This window comes from Finegoldia sp. (assembly GCF_046991905.1).
Classification (GTDB): domain Bacteria; phylum Bacillota; class Clostridia; order Tissierellales; family Peptoniphilaceae; genus Finegoldia.
On the sequence record NZ_JBKWZF010000014.1, the window covers coordinates 38,411 to 61,175 of the forward strand.

Here is a 22,765-nt window from a genome sequence, read left to right on the forward strand (position 1 = left end):
ATATTGAGGAGATCACATGATTATAAGAAGAATAAATCACAAATACAAAAATTTCGAGTTAGACATCGAAAATCTAGAAATAGGAAACAATAAAATTATAGGACTGATTGGAGAAAACGGTGCTGGTAAGACAACTTTGATGGATATATTATCCAAAATGATAAAAGCAAACACAAGTTTTGATATCCAAGATTATAACGAAAATGATATTTTATACATACCTTCCCAAGTATCTCCGTATTATTTTTTAACAGTAAGTGAATTTTGTAAAATTGTAAATGAATACTCCCCTTCCAGTAAAACGTCCGAAAATTTAATAGTTGAACTTGGACTGGAAGACAAGAAAGATACTTTAATTTCTGAATTATCTGAAGGAATGAAGAAAAAGTTAACTCTGATCAACATTTTAACGGGTGATTATTCCCTTATAATTATGGACGAACCATTCAACAGTATCGATCTTAAATATTCTTATGAAATCAAGAAATTAATTCTTCAATTAAAGGAAATTTCTACAATTTTGATTTCTTCGCATATTTTAGACAGCCTTATCGATATATGCGATGAGTTTGTGCTTTTAAAAAATGGTAAGGTAAAAAAAGTATTCGTCAATTCAAAAGATAAAAAGCAACTGGAGGACGAGATTTTTGAGAGAAATATTTAAATTGGATATGAAATTGCGATTTAAGGAAATAAAAATCGACAGATTATCAGGTGCAATCCAATTCGTTTTGATAGTCTCAGCAATTTTTTTGTTTTTAAAATATTTGAGTTCTCTTCCATCAGACCATTATGTGATAAAAGCTTTATTTGCGTTTTTCTTAGCTTTTATGGGTTTTTTCAAGATAAGAACTGATAGTATAACTCAAAGAGAAATGGATTTTATGACCTTTTTCCCAAGATTCAACAAAACACAAGTTAGAAAATACTTCATGTATAAGAAAGCTACGATAACATATATCTTCATAATTTATTTGTTATTTCCAACTTCTGTAGATATTCTTGAAATCAAATCTTTCTTTATGTTTGGCGTACTTATTTATTTTTATATGTTTTTGGATACGTTTGACAGAAAACACAAGAAAATCAAATATATTGTACACAGCCCTTAGAATTTCATATTATGTTTTATTATTTTCTAATATGAATTTCCCAAATTTGGGAATTGATTTAGAAAAGTTACTACCAGAATTGCAATTATGGTACATGATTCCAATTTTTGTAGTACTATTTTGTGTCAATCCACTTTTACTTAAAGCTCCCAACATAAAAGGAGAATAAAATGACAAAACTTATTTTTTATTACATCTTACGCGACAAAATTAAATACGAACTATTTGTAATACTTTTCATAAGTGTATTTTCTTCTATAAATTCACCACAGAATTTATATGGATTGAATTTCTCCACTACTTTATTAAGTATACTTTTTATATTGTATTTTAGTGTTATGAATGCACACAAATCAAAGTTCTTGCTGTTATATCAGCCAAGAAATGTTAAACATCTTAGAAAAGATACCATAAAATCAATGTGCTACTTGTCTAGTATATTCTTACTCTTGGCTGTTATATTGGATTTTTTCATAATGAAATCCATCTATCTAACTGAATATTATTTTGTAAGCATGATAATATTTTATATTTCTACTAGTATCGTCAAAGTAAACATAGAAAAAAATACTAGAATTAATGAACCCATAATAAAATTAAAGGAATGTCTTCTAGTTTTACTCATAGCATTGGGGTTAATGGTTATGATTTTGGCTACAAAAATTCTAATTTTCAGTAATTTGTTGCAATAAAATTGATATATCGTTGACATTTTGTAAACATTTTCCACTATTTATTGCTTATTAAGGGGTATAATATATTTAAGGAGGATAATATCATGAAGAGGAAATTATTAGTAGTTTTATTGGCATGCGCTATGCTAAGTTCTTGTGGAGTGAAAAACGTTGGAAATACTGGCGTGAAAACTTCTGGAGAAGACGGCATACATATCAAAAATGGTGACTCAGAAGTAAGTATCGGAAAAGATGGAATCATTGCAAAAAACGGCGACTCAGAAGCAAATATCGGAAAAGATGGAATCATCGCAAAAAACGGTGACTCCGAAGCAAACGTCAGCATAGATGGAGTAAAAGTGCAAAACGGACTCGACCTTGAAGGAGAAGACCCAGTAACAAAAGAAAAAAGAAAGAATAATGTATTCTTGGACGAAGACAAAATAAAAGAAATGGAACTAAAAGAAAATTACCTTGAAAAAGAAGACATTAAAGATTGGGAAATCAAATTGGACAAACAATCCCAAACATACACAATAAAATACAAAGCACTACATCAAAAGTACGAAAACGAAAGAGACGCCGTCACAGGTCAATTGCTCAAAGTAATGACATCAGCTGTTTCAAGATAGCGCGTAAATAGTAAAACAGGGTTCGTCCCTGTTTTTTTGTGTTCATTTCGTTTTTTACTTACAAATTCTTTTCTTCAATAGGAAGCCTGATAAAAGCAACAACTGCCGTTAATATTGTAATGGCTGTGGCAAAATAAAATATTTTTATTCCTATAATATCCCATAAAAATCCTATAAAAAGTGGAGCTATTAATCCTACACAATTATTAATAGATTCTAATAAACCTAAAACAGTAGTGATATTCTTTTCTTCAAACAAATCCATAACATAAGAAAATGATACTGGAGAAAAGATATCTTTTAATTGTAAAATCAAAAATGCAATTATAAATCCTACCTTACTTAAATTTAATGCAAGAAGTGTAAAAGGCAATACATCTACTGCAATATCTGTTAAATAAACTTTCCTTTTGTTCTTTTTAGCAAAATGATCTGCTAATTTATACGCCATCAAAGCATTAATTATAATAAACAACGATTGATATTTCATAAATTCATCAATTTTAAATCCAATATTCATAGCTAATATAGGGACAAATTTAGTACATGCATAAGAAAATGTCAACAATACATTTATAACTATAACAACTAAAAGATTTTTTTCTTTGATAACGCTTTTTAATTTACCAGAGTCCTCTTCTATTTCTTCATTATGTTTGTTTTGTTGAAAGTGCTTAACTATATATATTATTAATACTATATATAATAAGTTCCAGATGTTAAAAGAAAATCTTAGACCATTATTTTTTACTAGAATTGAAAATGCAAAGATTCCAATAGACATTCCTCCAAATAAGAATAAATCTCTTATACTTAAATATTTTCCTCTTTCTTCAGAGTCTACAGAAACCAGAATATCATTTCCTAATGAAAAATTAAATATAGGTCTAGCCATATGTATGATAATACCTAAAACAACTACTCCTAGTAAATATTTCTGATTATATATAATAAGACTAAATGTTAATATGATTAATAATCCTGTTGTTACTACTTTTTTAGCTTTAAATTTATTTGTTAATGTGCTTGTTAATGTTGGCAAAAATATCTGCGAAAAATAAATTACCGTAAATGCAAATCCTATTTCTTTTCCAGTAAATTTTAATTTTTCAAGATACATAGGATAAAATGATTCTAAGGCACCATTAATAAAGAAAAAAAGAAAATAAACTAAAAAATAAGGTTGTAAAAGTTTTTTTAATTTTATCATGATAATTTACTACTCCAATTTGTTCTAATATTTTTGTATATTTTTTGTGAATTAGAAGTTTCCAATCTTTTTTTGTAATTTAACTTAACTGTTTTTATAAAATAATAAAATTATGCTTTATCCTATGATAATGTTTTCTTTGTTTTTGAAACTTACTTTTTTATATTAACACTTTCATTTAATATTATCAATATTTCTATTTTATAGATATTCGTATGAGATGTTTGCTACAACTTGACCTACGCCTGTCCTGCAACTGTAAATTCTGCGAAACCTTTAAGCAAACAATCGAAGCTAAGAATATCACCATAGAAAATTTAATGTTTCTTATGAGCGACGCTTCGAACGATGAAATCTTCATTACTTATTTCTAAAAAAGAAGATTTCTGAAGTGAGGCTGAGCGAATAAGATAGTTAAATTTCCCCAAGATATTCGTGCGAGATGTTTGCTTATATTCTGACCTATGTTGTCCTTCAACCCCATCCCTGTGTCCGCCCCATACGATTTTCTATCTCCCAACCCACTAAAAAAGACGTATCACACGATACGCCTTTATTGTTGTCTATTATTTTTTGCTTTTTATTGCTTTTAATATTTCTCCCGCTGCGAATGGCAATAATGCGCATGGCAATATTACTTTGTAGTGTTCAATGTGAAGTGGTATTGTTTCGAATACATCATTTACTCCAGGAATGTAGATTACTGCTAGCATTAATAATAATGAAAGTGATGTTCCCATTACTAATGCTTTGTTTGAGAATAATCCGATTTGGAATACTGATTTGTGTTCACTTCTTACTGAATAACTTCTTAGTAATTCTGATATTATCAATGTTGCAAACGCAACTGTTCTTGCAGATTCAATATGACCATCAAAATGGTTCAATCCGTAGTTGTATGCGAATAATGTCGCAACTGTGATTGCTAATGATTGAACGATGATGCTTAGTCTCATGTTCTTGTCGATGATTGGTTCTTTTGGTGAACGAGGAGCTCTGTTCATGATGTCAGCTTCTCCTTTTTCAACTCCAAGCGCCATTGCTGGGAATGAGTCTGTCACTAAGTTTAACCATAATAATTGAATTGGGATAAATGGTGTGTCCCATTTGAACATTATCGCCAAGAATACGATAAGAATTTCTGCGATGTTACAGCTTAGTAGGAATGATACGAATTTTTTGATGTTGGAGTAAATTATTCTTCCTTCTTCTACTGCGTTTACAATGGTTGCAAAGTTGTCGTCTGTAAGGATAACTTCTGATGTGTTCTTCGCAACGTCTGTTCCAGTGATTCCCATCGCAATTCCGATATCTGCTTTTTTGATTGCAGGTGCATCGTTGACTCCGTCACCTGTCATGGCTGCGATGTGTCCGTTTTCTTTTAATGCTGTTACGATTTGTACTTTGTTTTGTGGAGATACTCTCGCGTAAACTCTCTTTTCTTTGACGACTTCACGGATTTGTTCGTCTGACATATTGTTAAGTTCAGCTCCCATGATTGCTTGTGAATCGTCCGTACAAATTCCCAAATCTTTTGCGATTGCAACTGCTGTTTCCAAGTAATCTCCAGTAATCATAACTGGTGTGATTCCCGCTGTTTTACATTCTTTGATTGCATCTTTTACTTCTAGTCTTGGTGGATCTATCATTCCAGATAATCCTACAAATACCATGTTCTTTTCGATATTTTCAGATGTAATTTCATTTGGTAATTCTTCGTGTTCACGAAGCGCATAAGCTAGTACACGAAGTGCTTGCTTAGCGTATTCGCTGTTTTTCGCCAATAGTTTTTGTTTTAATTCTTCTGTTAGTGGTTTGATTTCGTTGTCGATTAAAATTTTGCTACATTTTTCGATAACTATATCTGGTGCACCTTTTGTGAAGGATACAACTTTGTCAGATAAGAATTTGTCGTGGAATGTAGTCATCATTTTTCTTTCTGAATCGAATGGAATTTCTTCTATTCTAGGATAGTTTTGATTGGATTCATCTTTTGTGATGTCTTGTTTTCCTGCTGCTGTATGAAGTGCTCCTTCAGTAGGATCCCCAACGATTTTGTAAGTTCCGTCTTCTTCGATTAGTTTTGAATCGTTAGTAAGACTCATTATGTGAAGCAAAGTGTTAAGAGATTTGATGTCATCTTCTTGCATTTTACGGTCTTGAATCAAATAATCTCCAACAGGTTTGTAGCCTGTTCCTGTGACATCGACATCTGTTCCATCAACGTAGATTTTCTTCACAGTCATTTCATTTTGAGTCAATGTACCAGTCTTGTCGGAGCAAATTACAGTTGTTGTTCCCAACGTTTCAACTGCCAAAAGTTTCTTGACGATGGCGTTTTTGTCTGCCATTCTTCCCATTCCCAAACTAAGTACGATTGTAACTATAGCTGGAAGTCCTTCTGGAATCGCTGCAACTGCAAGTGATACCGCAGTCATAAGCATATTCAATGCATCAAAATCATACACGAAATATCCAACTGCAAACACAATTGCGCATACAACAACAGTTACGATACCCAATTGCTTAGACAATTGTGCAAGCTTTCTTTGAAGAGGAGTTTCTTCGTCTTCAACCTGTGATAAACTCGTTGCGATTTTACCTATTTCTGTGTTTTGTGCTGTTTCTACAACGACACCCTTCGCTCTACCGTAACTTACGATAGAAGAACTGTACGCCATGTTTGTTCTGTCGCCAATTCCTGCATCTGTCGTAATCTCATCCTTCGCGTTCTTTTCTACAGCAACCGATTCACCAGTCAACGATGATTCGTCGATTTTCAAGTTAGTAGATTCCAATAATTTCAAATCGGCAGGGATAATATCTCCCGTTTCCAATTCAACGATATCTCCTGGAACCAAATTTTGTGAATCCACTTCCATAATCTTGCCGTTTCTTATAACCTTGGCTTTAGGACTTGCCATTTTTTGCAAAGCTTCTATTGCTTGTTCCGCCTTACCTTCTTGATAAATCGAAAGCACCGCATTCACAATAACGATAGCAATGATAATAATACTATCTGTAATTTCTCCAATAGCCATCGATAAAATAGATGCCAATAGCAAAATAATTATCATTGGATCCAAAAATTGATCCTTTAATTTGGCTGCCATGGACTTTTTCTTCTTTTCTTTTAATACGTTCTTGCCGTATTTTTCTAACAAACTCGTTACCTTACTGTCGGATAGACCATTGTTTTGATCAGTGTCCAAACTTTTGATAACACTCTCATTAGATTCCTTGTACCAATCCAATCTCTTACCTCCTGTTAATTTCATCATAAAAAAAACTTTCACCATTTCTGGCAAAAGTCTTGCTAACCAAAGTGGCTTTGTGCCGGGTTTTAACCGTAATGACGACACAATATTTTTAAGCTACTCCCTCTTGTATATTAATTTTACCAAAAATATTATATTAAATCAATTATTTTATTATAACTTGAAAAGTATCGTGTTCCTTTTTCATATTCACAACTTTACAACCCTCGTAATCGTGCGTGTCGATGAATGTGTCCACGATTGTTGGATCTTTTGTAAAATGCATTGGGAACAAAACTTTCGGATTGCATTTGTCGACAAATTCATTCACACCCAAATCGTATCTTTCCTTTAATCTAGGATCAACTGGGAAAAATCCAATGTCAACATGCCCTATCTTGTCGATTTCCTTGGAGAAATCCTGTTGCATCTTTTCTTTTTCTTCTTCGGTGTCTTCTTCCCACACCCAATTGTTCAAATCTCCAGCGAAGAAAAATTTCAAATGATTTGCCTCAAAATACACGCTAATTCCCATATCAGTAGAACCAAGCGCTGTAAAATCTGCACCGTACACAGAAGTCGATTCACCAACTTCAAGTTTTATAACTTTTTTACCGAAATGCTTCTTCAAATCTTCGATATTATCTTCTCCCAAAAATACAACATTATCCTTCGTATCGTAATCAAAAACCTCTTCGTATACATCTTCTGAGACAATATATGTAATATCACTAGCATTTTCATAATCAAAAATACTCTCGTTGTAGTGATCTGCGTGTGAATGAGTCACCACGAAAATCACCTTCTTATCGTTCACATTTTTTGGCAAAGTTCCTTGAAAATAATCGAAAATAATTATCTTGTCTTCAAACTCCAAAGAAAATGAACTGTGGTATATATATCTAATGTTTAAACTTTGTTCCATTAAAAATCCTCCTCGTATATATTTACCCATAAACAGACATTTTACGCAAGTAAATGTATCAAATATTTTATAAATCCACAAAATTTTCACTTGTAGTATAATATTAATAATGAAAGGATGAGTTTATGAAAAAAACTAACGCAATGAGAATACTCGACAAACAAAAAATTGGGTATAAATATATAGAATACTCTGTAGGAGACGATGTAAGCGGAGAAAATGTCGCAAGTAAATTAAATGAAGACGAGGCTTACGTGTTCAAAACACTTGTCACAGTTTCCAACACAAATGAAAATTTTGTGTTCGTTGTGGCTGTAAAAGACGAGCTTGACCTGAAAAAGTGTGCGAAAATAGCCGGAGTGAAAAAGCTTGAAATGATTCACGTTAAGGATTTGTTGAAAACTACGGGCTACATAAGAGGCGGTTGCTCTCCTATCGGAATGAAAACAAAATTTAAAACTTTTATCGACGAAAGTTGTGAAAATAAAGAATATATTTACGTGTCTGGTGGTAAAATCGGAGCGCAAATCAAAATCGCTCCGAAAGATTTGATAAAAATTTGTGATATTACTGTATCAGACATTAAAAAGGAGTAAAAATGGATTACGAAAAACAGCTTGAAGCTGTAATTAACTACATTAAAAGCGGAGAAAAATTAAAGGAAGAATTCACTGTCGGAATGGAGATGGAACATTTTATAATCGACAAAGATACGTTGAAGACTGTGTCGTATTTTGGCGAAAACGGAGTCGGCGAAACTCTCAGAGAACTTCACGAAGGAGGATGTGTTGCATATAAAGAAGGAGAATACATTCTTGGACTTGAAAATGATGATTTGGCAGTGTCTACAGAACCTGGAAGCCAATTCGAAGTCGCCTTGTCATCGAAGTGGAACATCGACGAATTGAAGGATATTTATATCAAAAATATGAGAAAACTTGTTGAAGTTTTCGATAAGAAAAACCAAGCGATGGTGACTTTGGGATATCATCCTGTGACTAAAATCGACGAGATTAAAATCTTGCCTAAAAAAAGATACGATTTTATGTACAAATATTTCAACGAAAGAGGAGACATGGCTCACAATATGATGAAGGGGACTTGTTCTTTGCAATGCAGCATCGACTACTCATCCGAAGAAGATTTCATTAAGAAATACAAAATTTGTAACTGTTTGTCTCCAGTTTTCTACACTTTATTCGACAACGCATACATTTTCGAAGGAAATCCTGCAAAAAGTCGTAACATGAGAGAAATTATCTGGGAAAACACAGACACTGACAGATCCGGAATGTATCCTTTTAGTTTCGACGATGATTTGAGCTACAAGAAATACGCCGAAAATATATTAAACACTCCGTTAATTTTCTCAATTGATGAAAACCACGAGCCTTATTATGTCGGAAAGACAACTTTCAAGGAAGTATTTGAAGATGTTAGAGATACTGATTTGATTTTCCACGCATTATCCATAGTATTTCCCGATGTAAGAGCAAAACGATACATTGAAATCAGAATGATGGATGAAATCAAATATCCACTTAATTTCTCAGCAGTCGCTCTAATCAAAGGCTTGTTCTACGACGATACTAACTTGGACAAATTATCTGAGTTATTCAAAAATATGACATACGAATCTTGCATGAAAGCAAAACTAGATGCGCGTGAAAAAGGACTGGATGCTACATTTATGAATGTAAACATGTTAGAATTTTGCAAAATGCTTGTGGATATGGCAAAGGCAGGACTTCCAGCAAATGAAATCGGCTATCTTATCCCTCTAGAAGAAATGTTGGAAAAAGGAATGAATCCTAGAGATGTATTTGAACAAATTTACAAAGAAAAAGGACTTCGTGAAGCTGTAGTTGCAAACGAAATTAAATTGGAGGATTTAGATGTTTAATGACGAATATTCATTAGAATTATATAAAATAGTACGAGAAGACGAAGATATGTATTATAGGGATTTCGTGGATTTTATTGCCAAAACAAAAGTATCAAAGGCGATTTATCACGGAGAACCAATCCCTATGACCTACCAAGGACTTTTCTACAACAAAAAGAACCGATCAGATTTTGTATACATTTCGAATATTTTGATGAGCATGACTGACAAAATCACCAAAGAATTCGTAGAAAATCCTGAATATCGTAAAATATTCCAATTGGATCCAGCAATTGAAGAACTTGTACTTCACGATCCAGGCTACGATGTTCCCGTTCCAATCTGTCGCTACGACGTGTTCTACGACGGAGTAAACTACATGCTTTGTGAACTTAACACAGACGGATCATCTGCGATGAACGAAGACAACACACTAGGACAACTTCTTCTTCAAACAAAAGCTATGCAAAAATTCATGGAAAAACACGACGTTGAAAATGTCGATATGTTCACTCCATGGGTTTGGGAAACAGCTGATATGTACAAAAAATACGTATCCGATAAGAAACCAAATGTCGCTATCGTGGATAATTTGGAAGTGGGAACTCCAAACGAATTTGACGAATTCAAAAGAGTCTACGAAGAAAATGGATTCAACTGCGAAATCATCGACATCAGAGATTTGGAATACAAAAACGGCAAATTGTGCCACGGAGATTATGTAATAGATTTGGTTTACAGAAGAATTGTAACATTAGAATTGTTGAAAATAAAAGATCAAATCAAACCATTCTTGGATGCGTACATGGACAACGCATTCTTCATGGTAGGATCATTCAGATCACAATTGATGCACTCCAAGCTTATCTTTGAAATCTTCAGAGAAGAACAAACACAAGCTTTGTTGAATAATGAAGAAAAGAAATTCATCGACGAACACGTTCCATTCACGAAAAAAATCGAAGAGCGTGATGCTTACGAAATCATAATGAACAAAGATAAATACATCTTCAAACCAATTGACGGCTACGCATCACTTGGAATATACGTAGGAAGTGAAATGAGAGAAGAAGAATTGCAAGAAAAACTTCCAGAATTTATCCGCACAGGCTACGTCTTCCAAGAATATTACGATATGAATAAGTGTGAATTCTTGGAATTCGAAGAAAAATCTCCTGTACTCAACAAATTTACACAAGTTGTGGGACTGTTCATCTACAACAAACACTTCGTAGCCCCTTACACACGAATCGGAAAAGATAACGTCGTAAGTGGCGCCAGAAAATATTATACAGCACCTAACTTGTTCATAAATGAGTAATTAAAAGCCACATTGTGTGGCTTTTTTTGTGTGGAAATATGATTCTTTAATTTTTGCAAATAAAAAAGTTATTTGTAGAATTAAAGCTCGTACTACAAATAACTTTTTTCAACATTTATATATATTTTTCCTATGATCGACTTCTACAACGCAGATTATTAATTTATCGTCATCAATCTCGCAAATAATTCTGTAGTTCGACACTCTGTATCGCCAAAATCCTCTCAAATTGGCTGACAACGCCTTACCTCTTGCACGTGGCTCTTCTAATTGACCTACTTTCTCCATATAATGAATAATCATTTTTTGAATAGGCTTATCGAGTTTTTTCAAGGATTTTAGTGATTTTTCTGAATAAATAACCCTCATATACCCAACTCTTTTTTTACCTCATCATTACTGTAAAATTTCATTTTGTCTTTGTTTAGAAGATACTCGTTAATTATCTTTTCATCATACTCTTGTTCGATTTTTTCCAATAATGATTCTCTTGCCCAGTCGGATAAAGTTTTGTTTTTTTCTTTTGAAACATTTGTGAAAAGTTCCTTATCCGATTCGCTCAATCTAATCGTTATAGTAGCCATAAAATCACTCCTTTTATTGTGTTACATCGTAACATAATTGTATTATAAATTCTTTACTTAGTCAAGCCAACGACATACGATATCATTTTTAATTGTGATTTTTGTATTGAAAGATTACAAATTATTCCGATTAATTTCATCTTCAGATACACAATCTTTTATTGTTGTATGTAATCCTTCTATTATTTTTTCTTTTTCTTGTGGATTTGAATATATTCGAAGAGTTTCCATTATCCCGTTGTAATTGGACTCACTAAGTACGACAACATTTCCCATTTCTGTTGTAACTTTTAGCTGTTCATTTGATTTTATTAATTCATCAATCATTTCGGATAAATTATCCCTGAAATTTTTTGCAGTTGTGATTTTCATTACATCAACTCCTTCTATTTTTATTATATCCTATATTATTTTATAATATCCCTGGACTTTTATGCGCATTATGCGTATTATTAATGCATAAGGAGGTTAGACGATGTTAAAATCATATCCTGCTATTTTTCATAAAGAAGAAGATTCTTATTGGGTGGAATTTCCAGAATTTGGCGGTGGAACTGAAGGAGATAATATCGAAGAAGCAATGGTAAACGCTCATCAAATGTTAGAAAGCGTGTTGGCGACTTTTATTGATGAAGATATTCCACTTCCTAAACCAAGTGATATTACGAAAATAAAAGTCGAAGACGGATTTACTTCAATGATTCAAGTTGATCCCACACCATTTATAAAAAACAACAAAACCATCAGAAAAAATGCTACAGTCCCTGAATGGTTGGTTAGACTTTGTGATCGCCAAAATATCAATTATTCCGAAGTTTTGACCACAGCTCTTGAAAAGAAAATCAACGCATAATTTTGTAAATATTTTTATTCCCTAAGCCACATTGTGTGGCTTTTTTTGGTGTGTAGTTTTGTCGCTTTTAAGTTTTGATTTTTTTGCTTTTATGATAATATTAAAGGTAAAGAAATTTTTTAATGATGATGAGAGGTCAATATGAGAAAATCTTGGAATGAATATTTTATGGATTTGGCATTGAATGTTGCGACACGTAGCACTTGTGACAGGGCGTTTGTTGGTTGTGTGTTGGTGAATTCTGACAACAGGATTGTATCGACAGGTTACAATGGTGCTATTAGTGGCAATCCTCACTGCGACGAGGTTGGTCACACTTTGCGTGACGGACATTGTATTGCTACGATTCACGCGGAGATGAATGCTTTGTTGTATTGTGCGAAAGAAGGAATTGCTGTGAAGGGTTGTATTTGTTATGTGACTCATTTTCCTTGTTTGAACTGCACGAAATCTTTAATTCAAGCTGGAATTAGCAAGATTTATTATCACGAAGCTTATCGTGTGGATGAGTATGCGATTGAATTGTTAGATCGAAATAATATTGAATATGTCCAAATTTAAAGAGGTGTAATATGGATAAAATAAAAAAACTTCTAGTGGCAAACCGTGGCGAGATTGCTATAAGAATTTTCAGAGCTTGTAGTGAGCTTGGAATAAGAAGCGTTGCGATTTATAGCGAAGAGGATAAGACTTCCCTTTTCAGAACGAAGGCCGACGAATCGTATTTGATAAAAGATGCGGCATCACCTTTGTCGAGTTATTTAGATATCGAAAAAATCATTGCAATTGCAAAATCCAAACACTGCGATGCTATTCATCCTGGTTATGGATTTTTGAGTGAAAATGCAGAATTTGCGAGACGTTGTAAGGAAAACGGAATAATTTTCGTTGGTCCTGACGAATCAGTTCTACATAGTTTAGGTGACAAGGTCCAATCGAAGTTAGTTGCAAAAAAAGCCGGCGTACAAACTATCGAAGGCGTGGAGACTCCTATCAGAAATAAAAATGAAGCATTGGAAATCGCAAACCAAATCGGCTATCCAGTTATGGTAAAAGCTTGTGCTGGTGGCGGCGGACGTGGAATGAGAATTGTCGAAAATGAATCCGATTTGATGAGTTCTTTCGTCAGCGCACAAAACGAATCCAAGAAAGCTTTCGGATCAGACGATATGTTTATCGAAAAATACATCCGCAACCCAAAACACATTGAAGTGCAAATCATAGCCGACAATCACGGAAATATTCTACACTTGTATGAGAGAGATTGTTCCATTCAAAGACGTCACCAAAAGGTTGTGGAATTTGCTCCTGCATTTTCGATTTCAGAAAAGACAAAAAACGAACTTCACAACGATGCCATCAAAATCTGCAAAGAAGTTGGCTACACAAACGCCGGTACTGTAGAATTTTTGGTGGACGAAGATGAAAATCACTATTTCATCGAAGTAAACCCAAGAGTTCAAGTAGAACACACAGTTAGTGAACTTATCACTGGGATTGATATCGTACAAACTCAAATTCTGATAGCAGACGGCAAAAGTTTTGATTCAGATGAGATAGGAATTTATTCACAAGACGATGTTCACTGCAATGGTTACGCAATTCAATGCCGTATCACGACAGAAGATCCTGCGAATAATTTCATGCCTGATACTGGTAAGATTGATTTGTATCGTACAAGTTCCGGATTCGGCGTGAGACTTGACGGTGGAAATGGATTCACAGGCTCTGTAATCACACCATATTACGATTCGCTTTTGGTTAAAATCACTGCCTTCTCCAGAACATTCAACGACACAATCAACAAAGCAATCCGTGCTTTAAGAGAAACGAAAATCAGCGGTGTGAAGACAAATATCGGCTTCATCATCAATGTCTTAAACACTGAAGAATTCCACAAGGGAGTGTGTGACACTGGATTTATCTCGAAAAACCCTGAACTTTTCGACATCAAACCATCTACAGACAAAGAATTAAAGGTGTTGAATTTCATCAGCGAACGCTCCATTAATAACGACAAAAAAGATTACAACATTCCACAAATTCCAGAATTTACCAAGACAAATTCTACAGGAACCAAAGATGTTTTCGAAGAAAAAGGTGCCAAGGGACTTAGCGATTGGATTTTGAACCAAGATAAACTTCTAATCTCAGACACAACCCTAAGAGATGCGCACCAATCATTGATGGCGACACGAATGAGAACAAGAGATATGCTTCCTATCGCAGAAGCTACCAATGAATTGATGAAGGACTTGTTTAGTTTGGAAATGTGGGGCGGCGCAACATTTGATGTAAGCTACAGATTTTTGAAGGAAGATCCTTGGATTAGACTACAAGAACTTCGCAAAAGAATACCAAACATTTTATTCCAAATGTTACTTCGTGGAAACAACACCGTAGGATACAAAAATTATCCAGATAATGTCGTGGTAAAATTCGTACAAAAAGCTGCAGAAAACGGAATCGACGTGTTCAGAGTATTCGATTCGCTAAACTACATCGATGGAATGAGACTTGCTTGTGACAGCGTACTTGAACAAGGAAAAATCTTGGAAGCAACGCTTTGCTACACAGGTGACATTTTGGACGAATCAAGAGACAAATACTCACTAGAATATTACGTAAAAAAAGCAAAGGAACTAGAATCCATCGGCGCAAATATTATCGCTATCAAAGATATGAGCGCTTTGTTAAAACCATACGCCGCAACGAAACTAATCTCAGCATTGAAAAACGAAGTCTCTGTTCCAATTCATTTGCACACACACGACACCACAGGAAACGGAGTCGCTACAATAATCAACGCTTGTGAATCTGGAGTTGACATAGTTGACACTTGCTTTAACTCAATGAGTTCACTCACAAGTCAACCTGCACTCAACTCAGTCGTAGCCGCTCTTGAAAACACTCAACGTCAAACGGGAATCAGCCTTTCAAACTGTGACAAAATCAGCAACTACTACAAGGATGTTCGCTCGTACTACTCACAATTCGAAAGCGATTTGAAAAGTGGTACAACAGAAATTTATCGCTACGAAATTCCTGGAGGACAATATTCCAACCTCAAACCACAAGTAGAATCGTTCGGACTTGGAGAAAAATTCGACGAAGTAAAATTAATGTACAAAAAAGTCAACGACATGCTAGGTGACATCATCAAAGTTACACCATCATCCAAAATGGTCGGAGACATGGCTATATTCATGGTGGCAAATGGGATCACTCCTGAAAACATCTACGAAAAAGGCAAAAACCTCGACTACCCAGACTCTGTAATATCATTCTTCAAAGGAATGATGGGACAACCTGAAGGAGGATTTAACGAAAAATTACAAAAAATCGTCCTAAAAGATGAAAAGCCAATCACAAAAAGAGCTGGACTTTACATCGACCCATTTGATTTCGAAAAAGACAAAAAAGATTTATCCGACAAATACAAAATGGAATTCGATGAAAAAGACATCATCTCACACGCACTTTATCCAAAAGTATTCGAAGAATACATCGACTACAGAAAAACAAAAGGCAACTTCACTTACATGGACACTCCGACTTTCTTCGAAGGAATAAACGAAAAAGAAACTGTCGAAGTCCCAATAGAAGAAGGCAAGATCCTCATCATCAAACTTATTGAAAAAGGAAGATTGGAAAAAGGCGGATACAGAAACTTCACCTATGAAGTCAATGGAAACAGACGTGAAGTCAGAGTGTTCGATGAATCTGCAAAAATCACAGAACGTGAAGAAGACAACCTATCAGTAGCAGACCCTAACAACGACAAAGAAATCGGAGCATCAATTCCAGGAAGAGTCGTAAAAGTCCTAGTCAAAGAAAACGACAAAGTATCAGTCAACGACCCATTGGTAGTAGTGGAAGCCATGAAAATGGAAACCAACATACTATCCAAATCAGAAGGAATTGTAAAATCAATACTAATCAAAGAAAATGACACCATCGACACAGACCAACTCCTTATAGTTTTGGAATAAAAAAATGGATTGTAGAGTCAAATCTACAATCCATTTTTATTTTTTGAAATAGTAAATGCTTTCTTTAAGTGGTTTATATTTTAATGTAGCAACTTCCTCGTCACTAATATACTTGTACACATCATCATATTCTTTCTTACTAATGTTCAACGACATGTTATCTTTTTTCAAATTATATCCATATTCAAACCTATAATTTTCCAAATCTTTTAACACAACCCAATAAACATAATCGTCCGTTTTTGTAGATCTGAAAGCCCTCACACTTTTGATATCACTTCTTGGTATTTTCTGCATATCCATGTACTTATACATCCTATCAAAACCAATGTGTCTGTGTACAGGATATTTTATAATTAAATTGATACAAAATATAATCAGACCTGCCCATAAAACTAGTTTCAATATTTTTCTGAAGTTTGTTTTTGTTGTTTTTTGCATCTTTATATCTCCTTCGTGTTTGTATTATAATTATACTATATTTTTGATGGAGAAATATCAAATGACATTCAAAAATTTTTAAAAAAGGTATATACTAGATGCATTAATGACTTAACTTTTAGGGGGAATTATGAAAACCAAATTATCTAAGTGTGGAGATTCTCATGTGTTGCAAATTCCAATGTCGATTTTGGATGTTTTAAATTGGAAAGATGATGATATTTTGGATTTAAAAATTAAAGATAATAAACTAATAATCGAAAATTCATCTGATGATGAATTGAATATTGAAGATTTATTTGAAGATTTTAATGGAAAGTATTCAAAAGAAGATATTGATTGGGGAGAAATTGTAGGAAACGAAGTATGGTAAGCTAACAATTTTAATAAATAAAATAATAGAAAAAAATATTTTCATACCTTCGATTCCTTTGTATTTTATAGTATAATAATATCAAAGAGAGGGGCGTTATATATGAAAAAGAAAAAGTTTTTAGTAGTTAAAATACTACTAATATGTCTTGTAGTATTTATAGCTGGAAAGTGGATTATTGCTGTCCCTGTTCAAAGACATTACGGATACAAAAAATTGTACAAATACATGGAAGTTCAAGGGATAAAAAAAGATAACATAAAAGAGATAAAAGCGATAAAAGATTATATAAAAGGAAACCAAGTATACAGAGTGAAGATAAAAGATCCTGCGGGTTTTACTCTTGTTTATACCTACGACGATTACCCAAATCCTGGTAAAATGAGTCTAGATTCTATCGAGTTCCAATCAAAAGATGATTATAAGAGTCTGAGCCCTAAAGAAAGACAAAAATTTAAATATCCTCCTTTAGATGATGATTGGGAAACTAAAACAACAAGCCATAACTAACGTTATGGCTTTGACTTATTTCTTATCAAAAAACTTTTGTAGTTCTTCTGGTGTAGTTCCCACTTTGTCGTCGATGTTCATTCTGTCGGTGATTTTTCCGTCCTTTACTCTAAACACTGCTGGGACTGTTTTGAGGTCGTTGTCGGTTCTGAATTTCTTCAAATCTTCTGGAGATTTTTTGATTCCAGCGACGCTATCTATGTAGTAGATTTCATATTTGGATACAAATGGTTTGAATATTTTTGAAAACTTTTGACAATCTGGGCATGTTTTTCTTCCAAGATACACCGTGATTTCTTTTCCGGCACTCACTTCATCAAGTTCTGCTACTTTGATTTCCTTAACGCCTTTGATGTTTTGTTCGTATTCTTCGATGGCTTTTTGCTTGTCTTCTTCTGTGGTTACGTTTTTGGATTCAACTCCTGTGGCTTTTTTTGGTTGTTGGTCTTGCTTTTGGTTGCAGCTTACAAATAATACCAGCATAAGAATTAAGCAAACGATTAATTTGAATTTGTTTTTCATATGTTCCCTCCTGTTTTTATTTATTCTATAATATTTACTGATAATAATCAATCTGTACAATTTTAGACGTAAAAGACCACCAACTACTGTTGGTGGTCTGCGTTTTAGTAATTCTATTTTGTTTATTTTTTACGCTGTTTTAAGATATTTCTAATGGTTATTATTGCGCTAATACCCATCAATACTAATGCCAATATCCAGCCGTACAAGCAGAATTTCACAAGCATTGAATCATTTGAAACAAGTCCGTCGTGTAACAAAGTAATCGTGAAGTTCATGTTCATCATTGCAAATGACAAAGCTATTAGAAATACTGTTGTCACTATGTGTAAAATACCATTATCTTTACGTTTTAATGATAAATACAAGCTGAATATGCTTACGATTAGAAATACCGCTGTAACTACAGCATAATTTCTCGTAATTTCGTAAATTTCTTGTGTTGACATAATGATTATCCTTTCTTTTATGATAACTACATTATATCATTATTATTATACAAACAACCTAAAACAAATTATCGTTGTGCTTTTTTCTTCTTATATATGGATTTTCTTAATCTCAATATAACATAGCTTGCAAAAATAATCGTATAAATTATAACTCCAGAGATGTGTGCTTTCCAATTATTTGAATAAAGCACCATTACATGCACATAAATTCCTATAAAAAATGGATATGCCATTCTTTGAAGTTTCTTCCAGTTTTTGGCGTTCATTTTTCTACGAACTACCTTAAATGATGTCACGAAAAGCGGAATCAGCATCAACAATAAAAATATTGTTATTATTGATGCGATTAGTTCTCTTTTTGGCAAGGATAAGGGATTTGTGAAAAGCACTGGGAAATAATGTACTCCAAATATTATGTTGTGGCTTATCACCAACAAACTTCCTATTATAGACATTTCTCCACGAATGCTCATCAGTTTTTTTGAAAAATCATTGTGTTTTGTAACGGTCCCTAAGAACATTACTATCATGAATGTTGCCGTTGCAAATATTCCTCTGGCGAATATTTTCATGAAATAATCGTTGAACCAAGTTGGCAAATATCTGTAGTAACCCATGTTGTAATAACACACAACTAGTCCCGTCCACGCATACATTCCTAGATAATATGCCCCCGGATGTTTTTTTATTGATTGGGCTGTTAAGCTATAAAATATTATAGTGAAAAGTATTCCTACTATTAAAGTCATCTAATCTCCTCCTTCAAGTTTTTTACATTTGCTATTGATTCATCATGTATTTTTGTGTCGTCATCTTTTTTCTTGTTTGATTTCAAATCTAAATGCTCTGACTGTGTGGAGTTTTTTGGTTCTATTGTATTGTTTTCATTTTGTAGTTGAGATTTCCCCGACTTTTTATCAATAGAATTCTCGTCAGGTTCTTTTTCATTGTCTTTTTCTTCTACAACAGGTTTCTCGATTTTGATAAACACATAAGATTTTGATATTTCTTGTGTTTTTCTAAGTTTAAATATTATGTTAACTCTAAATTGTCCTACTTTTGTATAATCAGGTTCTTTTTCAAGTGTTACTTCTACCGATCCATCTTGTGGGATGTTTGAGAACTTGGATTTGTAATCTTCGATGGTTGGTTTTGTTCCGTTGACTATTATTGGTTGTGCTCCATTTCTTTGTGGTGTGAATTTTTCTCCGTTATCTACATCGTCGTCATCTGATATTCCGTCACGGTCTTTGTCACGATACAACCAGTATGTCAATGTTCTCACTAATATTTTGCCATTTTTTTCGGCTTTTAATTTTAGTGTTATTGTTTTAAATCCACTTCCATCTTCCGGCCATCCTTCTGCGCTTACTTGTGGTGTTCCTGTTATTGTCGTTCCGTCAAATGATAATCCTTGTGGCAATCCGTCTATTTTTGCAATTATTTTCGCATCTTTGTCAAGACTTGTAACTGTTGCCGGTCTGATTGGTTTTCCTTCGATCCATTTTTGTCCGTTGGAATCCATCAAGCTTGTGTCGATTACTTTTTGATCAACAGGAATTTCTTCTTTTGTTTCTTGTTCAGCTTTTTTGTCAACTGGTTTTTTCACTATTACCATCACATAGCTTTTTCCAACTTCTTTTATTCCTTTGACTTTGAAAATCAGGTTAACTCTTTGTGGAAGTTCACTCGCTTTTGTATAATCAGGTTCTTTTTCAAGTGTTACTTCTACCGATCCATCTTGTGGGATGTTTGAGAACTTGGATTTGTAATCTTCGATGGTTGGTTTTGTTCCGTTGACTATTATTGGTTGTGCTCCATTTCTTTGTGGTGTGAATTTTTCTCCGTTATCTACATCGTCGTCATCTGATATTCCGTCACGATCTTTATCTCTGTATAACCAATATGTTAGTTTTCTTACAAGTATTTTTCCATTTTTCTCTGCTTTTAGTTTTAGTGTGATTGTTTTGAATCCACTTCCATCTTCGCCCCAACCTTCTTCACTTACTTGTGGTGTTCCCGTTATTGTCGTTCCGTCAAATGATAATCCTTGTGGCAATCCATCTATTTTCGCTATTATTTTCGCGTCCTTATCCAAGCTTGTAACTGTCGCCGGTCTGATTGGTTTTCCTTCGATCCATTTTTGCCCATTTGAATCCATCAAGCTTGTGTCGATTACTTTTTGATCCACTTCAATTTCTTCTTTTTTTTCTGATTCTTTCTCTTGTGGGTTTTCTTTTTCTTTGTCCTCAACGAGTTTCTTGTCAGATTCATCTCCAGACAATTTGAATGTTACAAATATTACGCTTGGCAAGTTCGGATTGTCTTTCGATACGAGATGATAGTTCGCTTGAGTGTTGTTGATTGCGGCGTTTGATGTTATATATTCGTATCTTTTGTTGTTTTTCGATACTGCGCGAATTTTTACTTTTGCAAATTCAAATGATGTTGGTGCATCAATTATTTGTCTGTCTGCGATATTGTTTGTGTTTTCAAAATCTTTTGATGTGTTTTCCAATCTGTACCATTTGATTCCGTCAACGCTGTATTCCAATCCTACGATATAATCCTTGCTGTAGTTTCCGATTAGAATTCTGAACTCATCGTATGACAATGATTTTTCGTGAACAACTTTTGCTTTGATTACGTTCGTATCGGAATATTTTGACAAATCATTCGTAATTATGTTGCCCTTGTCATCTGTAATTGAAATTCCATTGGCTTGGAAATCTGTCCAGCCAATTTTTTCGGATGAACCGTTTTTTTTGATTACAATAATCTTCATTTCAGAAAAATCAGCTGCATCGTTTTTGTTCACTTCAATTGTTTTGTTTTTAGGTGATATAATCTTGATTTCTTTGACATCTGAATTATTCTTGTAATCATTTGACGATTTTGCTGTTGCTTCTCTTGTCGACTGTGCGATTCCACTTGCACTCACAGTCGCACCCGTTATGCTGTCGAACATTTCTTTCGAGTTGTATTTATCTGACATGTATGCCTTTACGGTTCTTGAAAGTAGCGTCAAATCAGATTCTGTTTTAATGTTGTTTCCAGAAAGTCCATTCAAAAGCGCGCCGTATTGTTTTCCAAATAATTCTTCTACTTTGGATTTCGGATCTTTGCTGTTTCTAATTTGTTCGAAATACTCGCGGTATAATCCCATTTTTGCGAGGTTAATTCGTCCTTCTTTTCCTTTTAAGAACGATAAAACTTTCTCAGCTTTTTTTCTAAATGGCCCCATATCGTCTCCGTATTCCGAATCTTGACCTACTTTGATGTCGATTATTTCGCCATTTTCAACTTTGATGTAGGTCTTAGTTTTCCTTGTGTTGATGTAACCGATGCCCCATCCGCTATACTCTCCATCTCTCAATGGATTGTCGTTGTAGTATTTTTTCAACGCGTCGTCAATTTTTTGTGGGTCATTCTTGTCATTATCTTTCTTGTTATTATTCGGATTTTCTTTTTCTGGTTGTTTATTGTCTTTTTGTTCGTTGTTTTCTTTTTCTGGTTTTTCTGGTTTTTGATCAGATTCGTTTGGTGCAATTCCTGCTTTGGACAATGCGTTGTTGACTGCACCTATAATTCCTCTGCTTGAATATGTCGCTTGTGATACTGTGTCCACTGTTTTTCCAGGTTTACCCAAAATTCTAGAAATAACAGACATTGCTTTTGCAAAATACGGCGCATCATCACTGTGAGATATTATTTCCACACCCGAGATTAATCCATTTGTTATTGTGACTCTAACTGTGATTGGCCCATTGAATCCTTGTGCGATTCCTGTGTATTGACCGTCTTTTAGTTTTGCGTCATTTATTTTGCTGCTGCTGTTTGTGTTATTATTTTCTGGTTTTTCTGGATTGTTTTGTGGTTTTTCTTCGTTTTTGTTACCCGAATTTTCTTGAGAATTTTCTTTAGAATTTCCTACTGAATTTTCCTTTGATATGTTTGGTTTTACTCCTGCTTTTGACAATGCGTTGTTGACTGCATTTATAATTCCTCTACTTGAATATGTC

The 22,765-nt window shown here is 33.9% G+C and carries 23 protein-coding genes; 12 read left to right on the forward strand and 11 right to left on the reverse strand.

Annotated features, from left to right (window positions below; genetic code table 11):
- The first annotated feature begins 16 nt into the window (after positions 1-16).
- The 4 genes from ACLUJM_RS07220 (at position 17) to ACLUJM_RS07235 (ending at position 2,418) form a co-directional block, all read left to right on the forward strand.
- A complete protein-coding gene (locus ACLUJM_RS07220) occupies positions 17-664 on the forward strand; it encodes an ATP-binding cassette domain-containing protein (RefSeq protein ID WP_294684940.1) in 648 nt (215 codons plus the stop codon).
- Entirely contained in the window at positions 648-1,112 is a 465-nt protein-coding gene (locus ACLUJM_RS07225) for a hypothetical protein (RefSeq protein ID WP_412412531.1), read from the forward strand. The genes ACLUJM_RS07220 and ACLUJM_RS07225 overlap by 17 nt, the downstream gene beginning before the upstream one ends.
- 170 nt (positions 1,113-1,282) lie before the next feature.
- A complete protein-coding gene (locus tag ACLUJM_RS07230) occupies positions 1,283-1,804 on the forward strand; it encodes a hypothetical protein (RefSeq protein WP_294684939.1) in 522 nt (173 codons plus the stop codon).
- Positions 1,805-1,890: 86 nt separating this feature from the next.
- Complete coding sequence (locus tag ACLUJM_RS07235) at positions 1,891-2,418, forward strand: hypothetical protein (protein ID WP_294684938.1); 528 nt, start codon at positions 1,891-1,893, stop codon at positions 2,416-2,418.
- Positions 2,419-2,476: 58 nt separating this feature from the next.
- Here ACLUJM_RS07235 and ACLUJM_RS07240 read toward each other — a convergent pair whose 3' ends face one another.
- From ACLUJM_RS07240 to ACLUJM_RS07250, 3 genes are all read right to left on the reverse strand, one after another.
- Positions 2,477-3,628 (reverse strand): MFS transporter, encoded by a 1,152-nt coding sequence (locus tag ACLUJM_RS07240; RefSeq protein WP_294684937.1) that lies wholly within the window; start codon positions 3,626-3,628, stop codon positions 2,477-2,479.
- 566 nt (positions 3,629-4,194) lie between these two features.
- Entirely contained in the window at positions 4,195-6,882 is a 2,688-nt protein-coding gene (locus tag ACLUJM_RS07245) for a calcium-translocating P-type ATPase, SERCA-type (RefSeq protein ID WP_412412546.1), read from the reverse strand.
- Between the two features lie 169 nt (positions 6,883-7,051).
- Positions 7,052-7,810, reverse strand: a complete 759-nt coding sequence (locus tag ACLUJM_RS07250) for an MBL fold metallo-hydrolase (protein ID WP_412412532.1) — start codon at positions 7,808-7,810, stop codon at positions 7,052-7,054.
- A gap of 125 nt (positions 7,811-7,935) precedes the next feature.
- On the opposite strand from ACLUJM_RS07250, the gene ybaK reads away from it, so the two are divergent.
- The 3 genes from ybaK to ACLUJM_RS07265 are packed head-to-tail and all read left to right on the forward strand — an operon-like array spanning position 7,936 to position 11,016.
- Complete coding sequence (ybaK, locus tag ACLUJM_RS07255; protein ID WP_412412533.1) at positions 7,936-8,406, forward strand: Cys-tRNA(Pro) deacylase; 471 nt, start codon at positions 7,936-7,938, stop codon at positions 8,404-8,406.
- A gap of 2 nt (positions 8,407-8,408) precedes the next feature.
- The gene (locus ACLUJM_RS07260) at positions 8,409-9,713 is read left to right on the forward strand and encodes a glutamate--cysteine ligase (RefSeq protein WP_412412534.1); all 1,305 of its coding nucleotides are present in this window, start codon (positions 8,409-8,411) and stop codon (positions 9,711-9,713) included.
- Entirely contained in the window at positions 9,706-11,016 is a 1,311-nt protein-coding gene (locus ACLUJM_RS07265) for a glutathionylspermidine synthase (protein ID WP_412412535.1), read from the forward strand. Before ACLUJM_RS07260 ends, ACLUJM_RS07265 begins: the two co-directional genes overlap by 8 nt.
- Positions 11,017-11,124: 108 nt before the next feature.
- On the opposite strand, the gene ACLUJM_RS07270 is transcribed toward ACLUJM_RS07265, so the two are convergent.
- From ACLUJM_RS07270 to ACLUJM_RS07280, 3 genes are all read right to left on the reverse strand, one after another.
- Positions 11,125-11,385 (reverse strand): type II toxin-antitoxin system RelE family toxin, encoded by a 261-nt coding sequence (locus tag ACLUJM_RS07270; RefSeq protein WP_002838725.1) that lies wholly within the window; start codon positions 11,383-11,385, stop codon positions 11,125-11,127.
- The gene (relB, locus tag ACLUJM_RS07275; protein ID WP_281682662.1) at positions 11,382-11,600 is read right to left on the reverse strand and encodes a type II toxin-antitoxin system RelB family antitoxin; all 219 of its coding nucleotides are present in this window, start codon (positions 11,598-11,600) and stop codon (positions 11,382-11,384) included. Before relB ends, ACLUJM_RS07270 begins: the two co-directional genes overlap by 4 nt.
- A 114-nt stretch (positions 11,601-11,714) precedes the next feature.
- Positions 11,715-11,972, reverse strand: a complete 258-nt coding sequence (locus ACLUJM_RS07280; protein WP_412412536.1) for a type II toxin-antitoxin system Phd/YefM family antitoxin — start codon at positions 11,970-11,972, stop codon at positions 11,715-11,717.
- A 103-nt stretch (positions 11,973-12,075) separates the two neighbouring features.
- Between ACLUJM_RS07280 and ACLUJM_RS07285 the strand changes: the two genes are divergently transcribed.
- From ACLUJM_RS07285 to ACLUJM_RS07295, 3 genes are all read left to right on the forward strand, one after another.
- Positions 12,076-12,453 (forward strand): type II toxin-antitoxin system HicB family antitoxin, encoded by a 378-nt coding sequence (locus ACLUJM_RS07285; protein WP_412412537.1) that lies wholly within the window; start codon positions 12,076-12,078, stop codon positions 12,451-12,453.
- A 141-nt stretch (positions 12,454-12,594) separates the two neighbouring features.
- Positions 12,595-13,014 (forward strand): deoxycytidylate deaminase, encoded by a 420-nt coding sequence (locus ACLUJM_RS07290; protein ID WP_002838677.1) that lies wholly within the window; start codon positions 12,595-12,597, stop codon positions 13,012-13,014.
- 11 nt (positions 13,015-13,025) lie between these two features.
- A complete protein-coding gene (locus ACLUJM_RS07295) occupies positions 13,026-16,445 on the forward strand; it encodes a pyruvate carboxylase (protein WP_412412538.1) in 3,420 nt (1,139 codons plus the stop codon).
- 36 nt (positions 16,446-16,481) lie between these two features.
- Here the strand turns inward: ACLUJM_RS07295 and ACLUJM_RS07300 are convergent, their stop codons facing one another.
- Positions 16,482-16,886, reverse strand: a complete 405-nt coding sequence (locus ACLUJM_RS07300) for a DUF3139 domain-containing protein (RefSeq protein WP_060790751.1) — start codon at positions 16,884-16,886, stop codon at positions 16,482-16,484.
- 130 nt (positions 16,887-17,016) lie between these two features.
- On the opposite strand from ACLUJM_RS07300, the gene ACLUJM_RS07305 reads away from it, so the two are divergent.
- Together ACLUJM_RS07305 and ACLUJM_RS07310 are read left to right on the forward strand one after the other, a co-directional pair.
- Complete coding sequence (locus tag ACLUJM_RS07305) at positions 17,017-17,259, forward strand: cell division protein FtsW (protein WP_412412539.1); 243 nt, start codon at positions 17,017-17,019, stop codon at positions 17,257-17,259.
- 102 nt (positions 17,260-17,361) lie between these two features.
- Positions 17,362-17,769, forward strand: a complete 408-nt coding sequence (locus ACLUJM_RS07310) for a DUF3139 domain-containing protein (protein WP_412412540.1) — start codon at positions 17,362-17,364, stop codon at positions 17,767-17,769.
- Positions 17,770-17,784: 15 nt separating this feature from the next.
- On the opposite strand, the gene ACLUJM_RS07315 is transcribed toward ACLUJM_RS07310, so the two are convergent.
- The 4 genes from ACLUJM_RS07315 to ACLUJM_RS07330 all read right to left on the reverse strand — a co-directional run.
- The gene (locus tag ACLUJM_RS07315; RefSeq protein ID WP_412412541.1) at positions 17,785-18,291 is read right to left on the reverse strand and encodes a thiol reductase thioredoxin; all 507 of its coding nucleotides are present in this window, start codon (positions 18,289-18,291) and stop codon (positions 17,785-17,787) included.
- Positions 18,292-18,413: 122 nt separating this feature from the next.
- Positions 18,414-18,740 (reverse strand): hypothetical protein, encoded by a 327-nt coding sequence (locus ACLUJM_RS07320; RefSeq protein ID WP_412412542.1) that lies wholly within the window; start codon positions 18,738-18,740, stop codon positions 18,414-18,416.
- Positions 18,741-18,808: 68 nt separating this feature from the next.
- A complete protein-coding gene (locus ACLUJM_RS07325; protein WP_412412543.1) occupies positions 18,809-19,492 on the reverse strand; it encodes a hypothetical protein in 684 nt (227 codons plus the stop codon).
- Positions 19,489-22,765, reverse strand: a 3,277-nt coding sequence (locus ACLUJM_RS07330) for an FMN-binding protein (protein WP_412412544.1), incomplete at its 5' end; no start/stop codon positions are given. The genes ACLUJM_RS07325 and ACLUJM_RS07330, both read right to left, overlap by 4 nt.

Excerpts from the sequence above, each read along its gene's own strand:
- ACLUJM_RS07300 (WP_060790751.1), bottom strand. The coding sequence starts at position 16,886 with ATGCAAAAAACAACAAAAACAAACTTCAGAAAAATATTGAAACTAGTT.
- ACLUJM_RS07230 (WP_294684939.1), top strand. The coding sequence starts at position 1,283 with ATGACAAAACTTATTTTTTATTACATCTTACGCGACAAAATTAAATAC.
- ACLUJM_RS07220 (WP_294684940.1), top strand. The coding sequence starts at position 17 with ATGATTATAAGAAGAATAAATCACAAATACAAAAATTTCGAGTTAGAC.
- ACLUJM_RS07270 (WP_002838725.1), bottom strand. The coding sequence starts at position 11,385 with ATGAGGGTTATTTATTCAGAAAAATCACTAAAATCCTTGAAAAAACTC.
- ACLUJM_RS07315 (WP_412412541.1), bottom strand. The coding sequence starts at position 18,291 with ATGAAAAACAAATTCAAATTAATCGTTTGCTTAATTCTTATGCTGGTA.
- ACLUJM_RS07305 (WP_412412539.1), top strand. The coding sequence starts at position 17,017 with ATGAAAACCAAATTATCTAAGTGTGGAGATTCTCATGTGTTGCAAATT.
- ACLUJM_RS07285 (WP_412412537.1), top strand. The coding sequence starts at position 12,076 with ATGTTAAAATCATATCCTGCTATTTTTCATAAAGAAGAAGATTCTTAT.
- relB (WP_281682662.1), bottom strand. The coding sequence starts at position 11,600 with ATGGCTACTATAACGATTAGATTGAGCGAATCGGATAAGGAACTTTTC.
- ACLUJM_RS07265 (WP_412412535.1), top strand. The coding sequence starts at position 9,706 with ATGTTTAATGACGAATATTCATTAGAATTATATAAAATAGTACGAGAA.
- ACLUJM_RS07320 (WP_412412542.1), bottom strand. The coding sequence starts at position 18,740 with ATGTCAACACAAGAAATTTACGAAATTACGAGAAATTATGCTGTAGTT.
- ACLUJM_RS07280 (WP_412412536.1), bottom strand. The coding sequence starts at position 11,972 with ATGAAAATCACAACTGCAAAAAATTTCAGGGATAATTTATCCGAAATG.
- ybaK (WP_412412533.1), top strand. The coding sequence starts at position 7,936 with ATGAAAAAAACTAACGCAATGAGAATACTCGACAAACAAAAAATTGGG.
- ACLUJM_RS07240 (WP_294684937.1), bottom strand. The coding sequence starts at position 3,628 with ATGATAAAATTAAAAAAACTTTTACAACCTTATTTTTTAGTTTATTTT.
- ACLUJM_RS07290 (WP_002838677.1), top strand. The coding sequence starts at position 12,595 with ATGAGAAAATCTTGGAATGAATATTTTATGGATTTGGCATTGAATGTT.
- ACLUJM_RS07235 (WP_294684938.1), top strand. The coding sequence starts at position 1,891 with ATGAAGAGGAAATTATTAGTAGTTTTATTGGCATGCGCTATGCTAAGT.
- ACLUJM_RS07250 (WP_412412532.1), bottom strand. The coding sequence starts at position 7,810 with ATGGAACAAAGTTTAAACATTAGATATATATACCACAGTTCATTTTCT.
- ACLUJM_RS07260 (WP_412412534.1), top strand. The coding sequence starts at position 8,409 with ATGGATTACGAAAAACAGCTTGAAGCTGTAATTAACTACATTAAAAGC.
- ACLUJM_RS07310 (WP_412412540.1), top strand. The coding sequence starts at position 17,362 with ATGAAAAAGAAAAAGTTTTTAGTAGTTAAAATACTACTAATATGTCTT.
- ACLUJM_RS07325 (WP_412412543.1), bottom strand. The coding sequence starts at position 19,492 with ATGACTTTAATAGTAGGAATACTTTTCACTATAATATTTTATAGCTTA.
- ACLUJM_RS07295 (WP_412412538.1), top strand. The coding sequence starts at position 13,026 with ATGGATAAAATAAAAAAACTTCTAGTGGCAAACCGTGGCGAGATTGCT.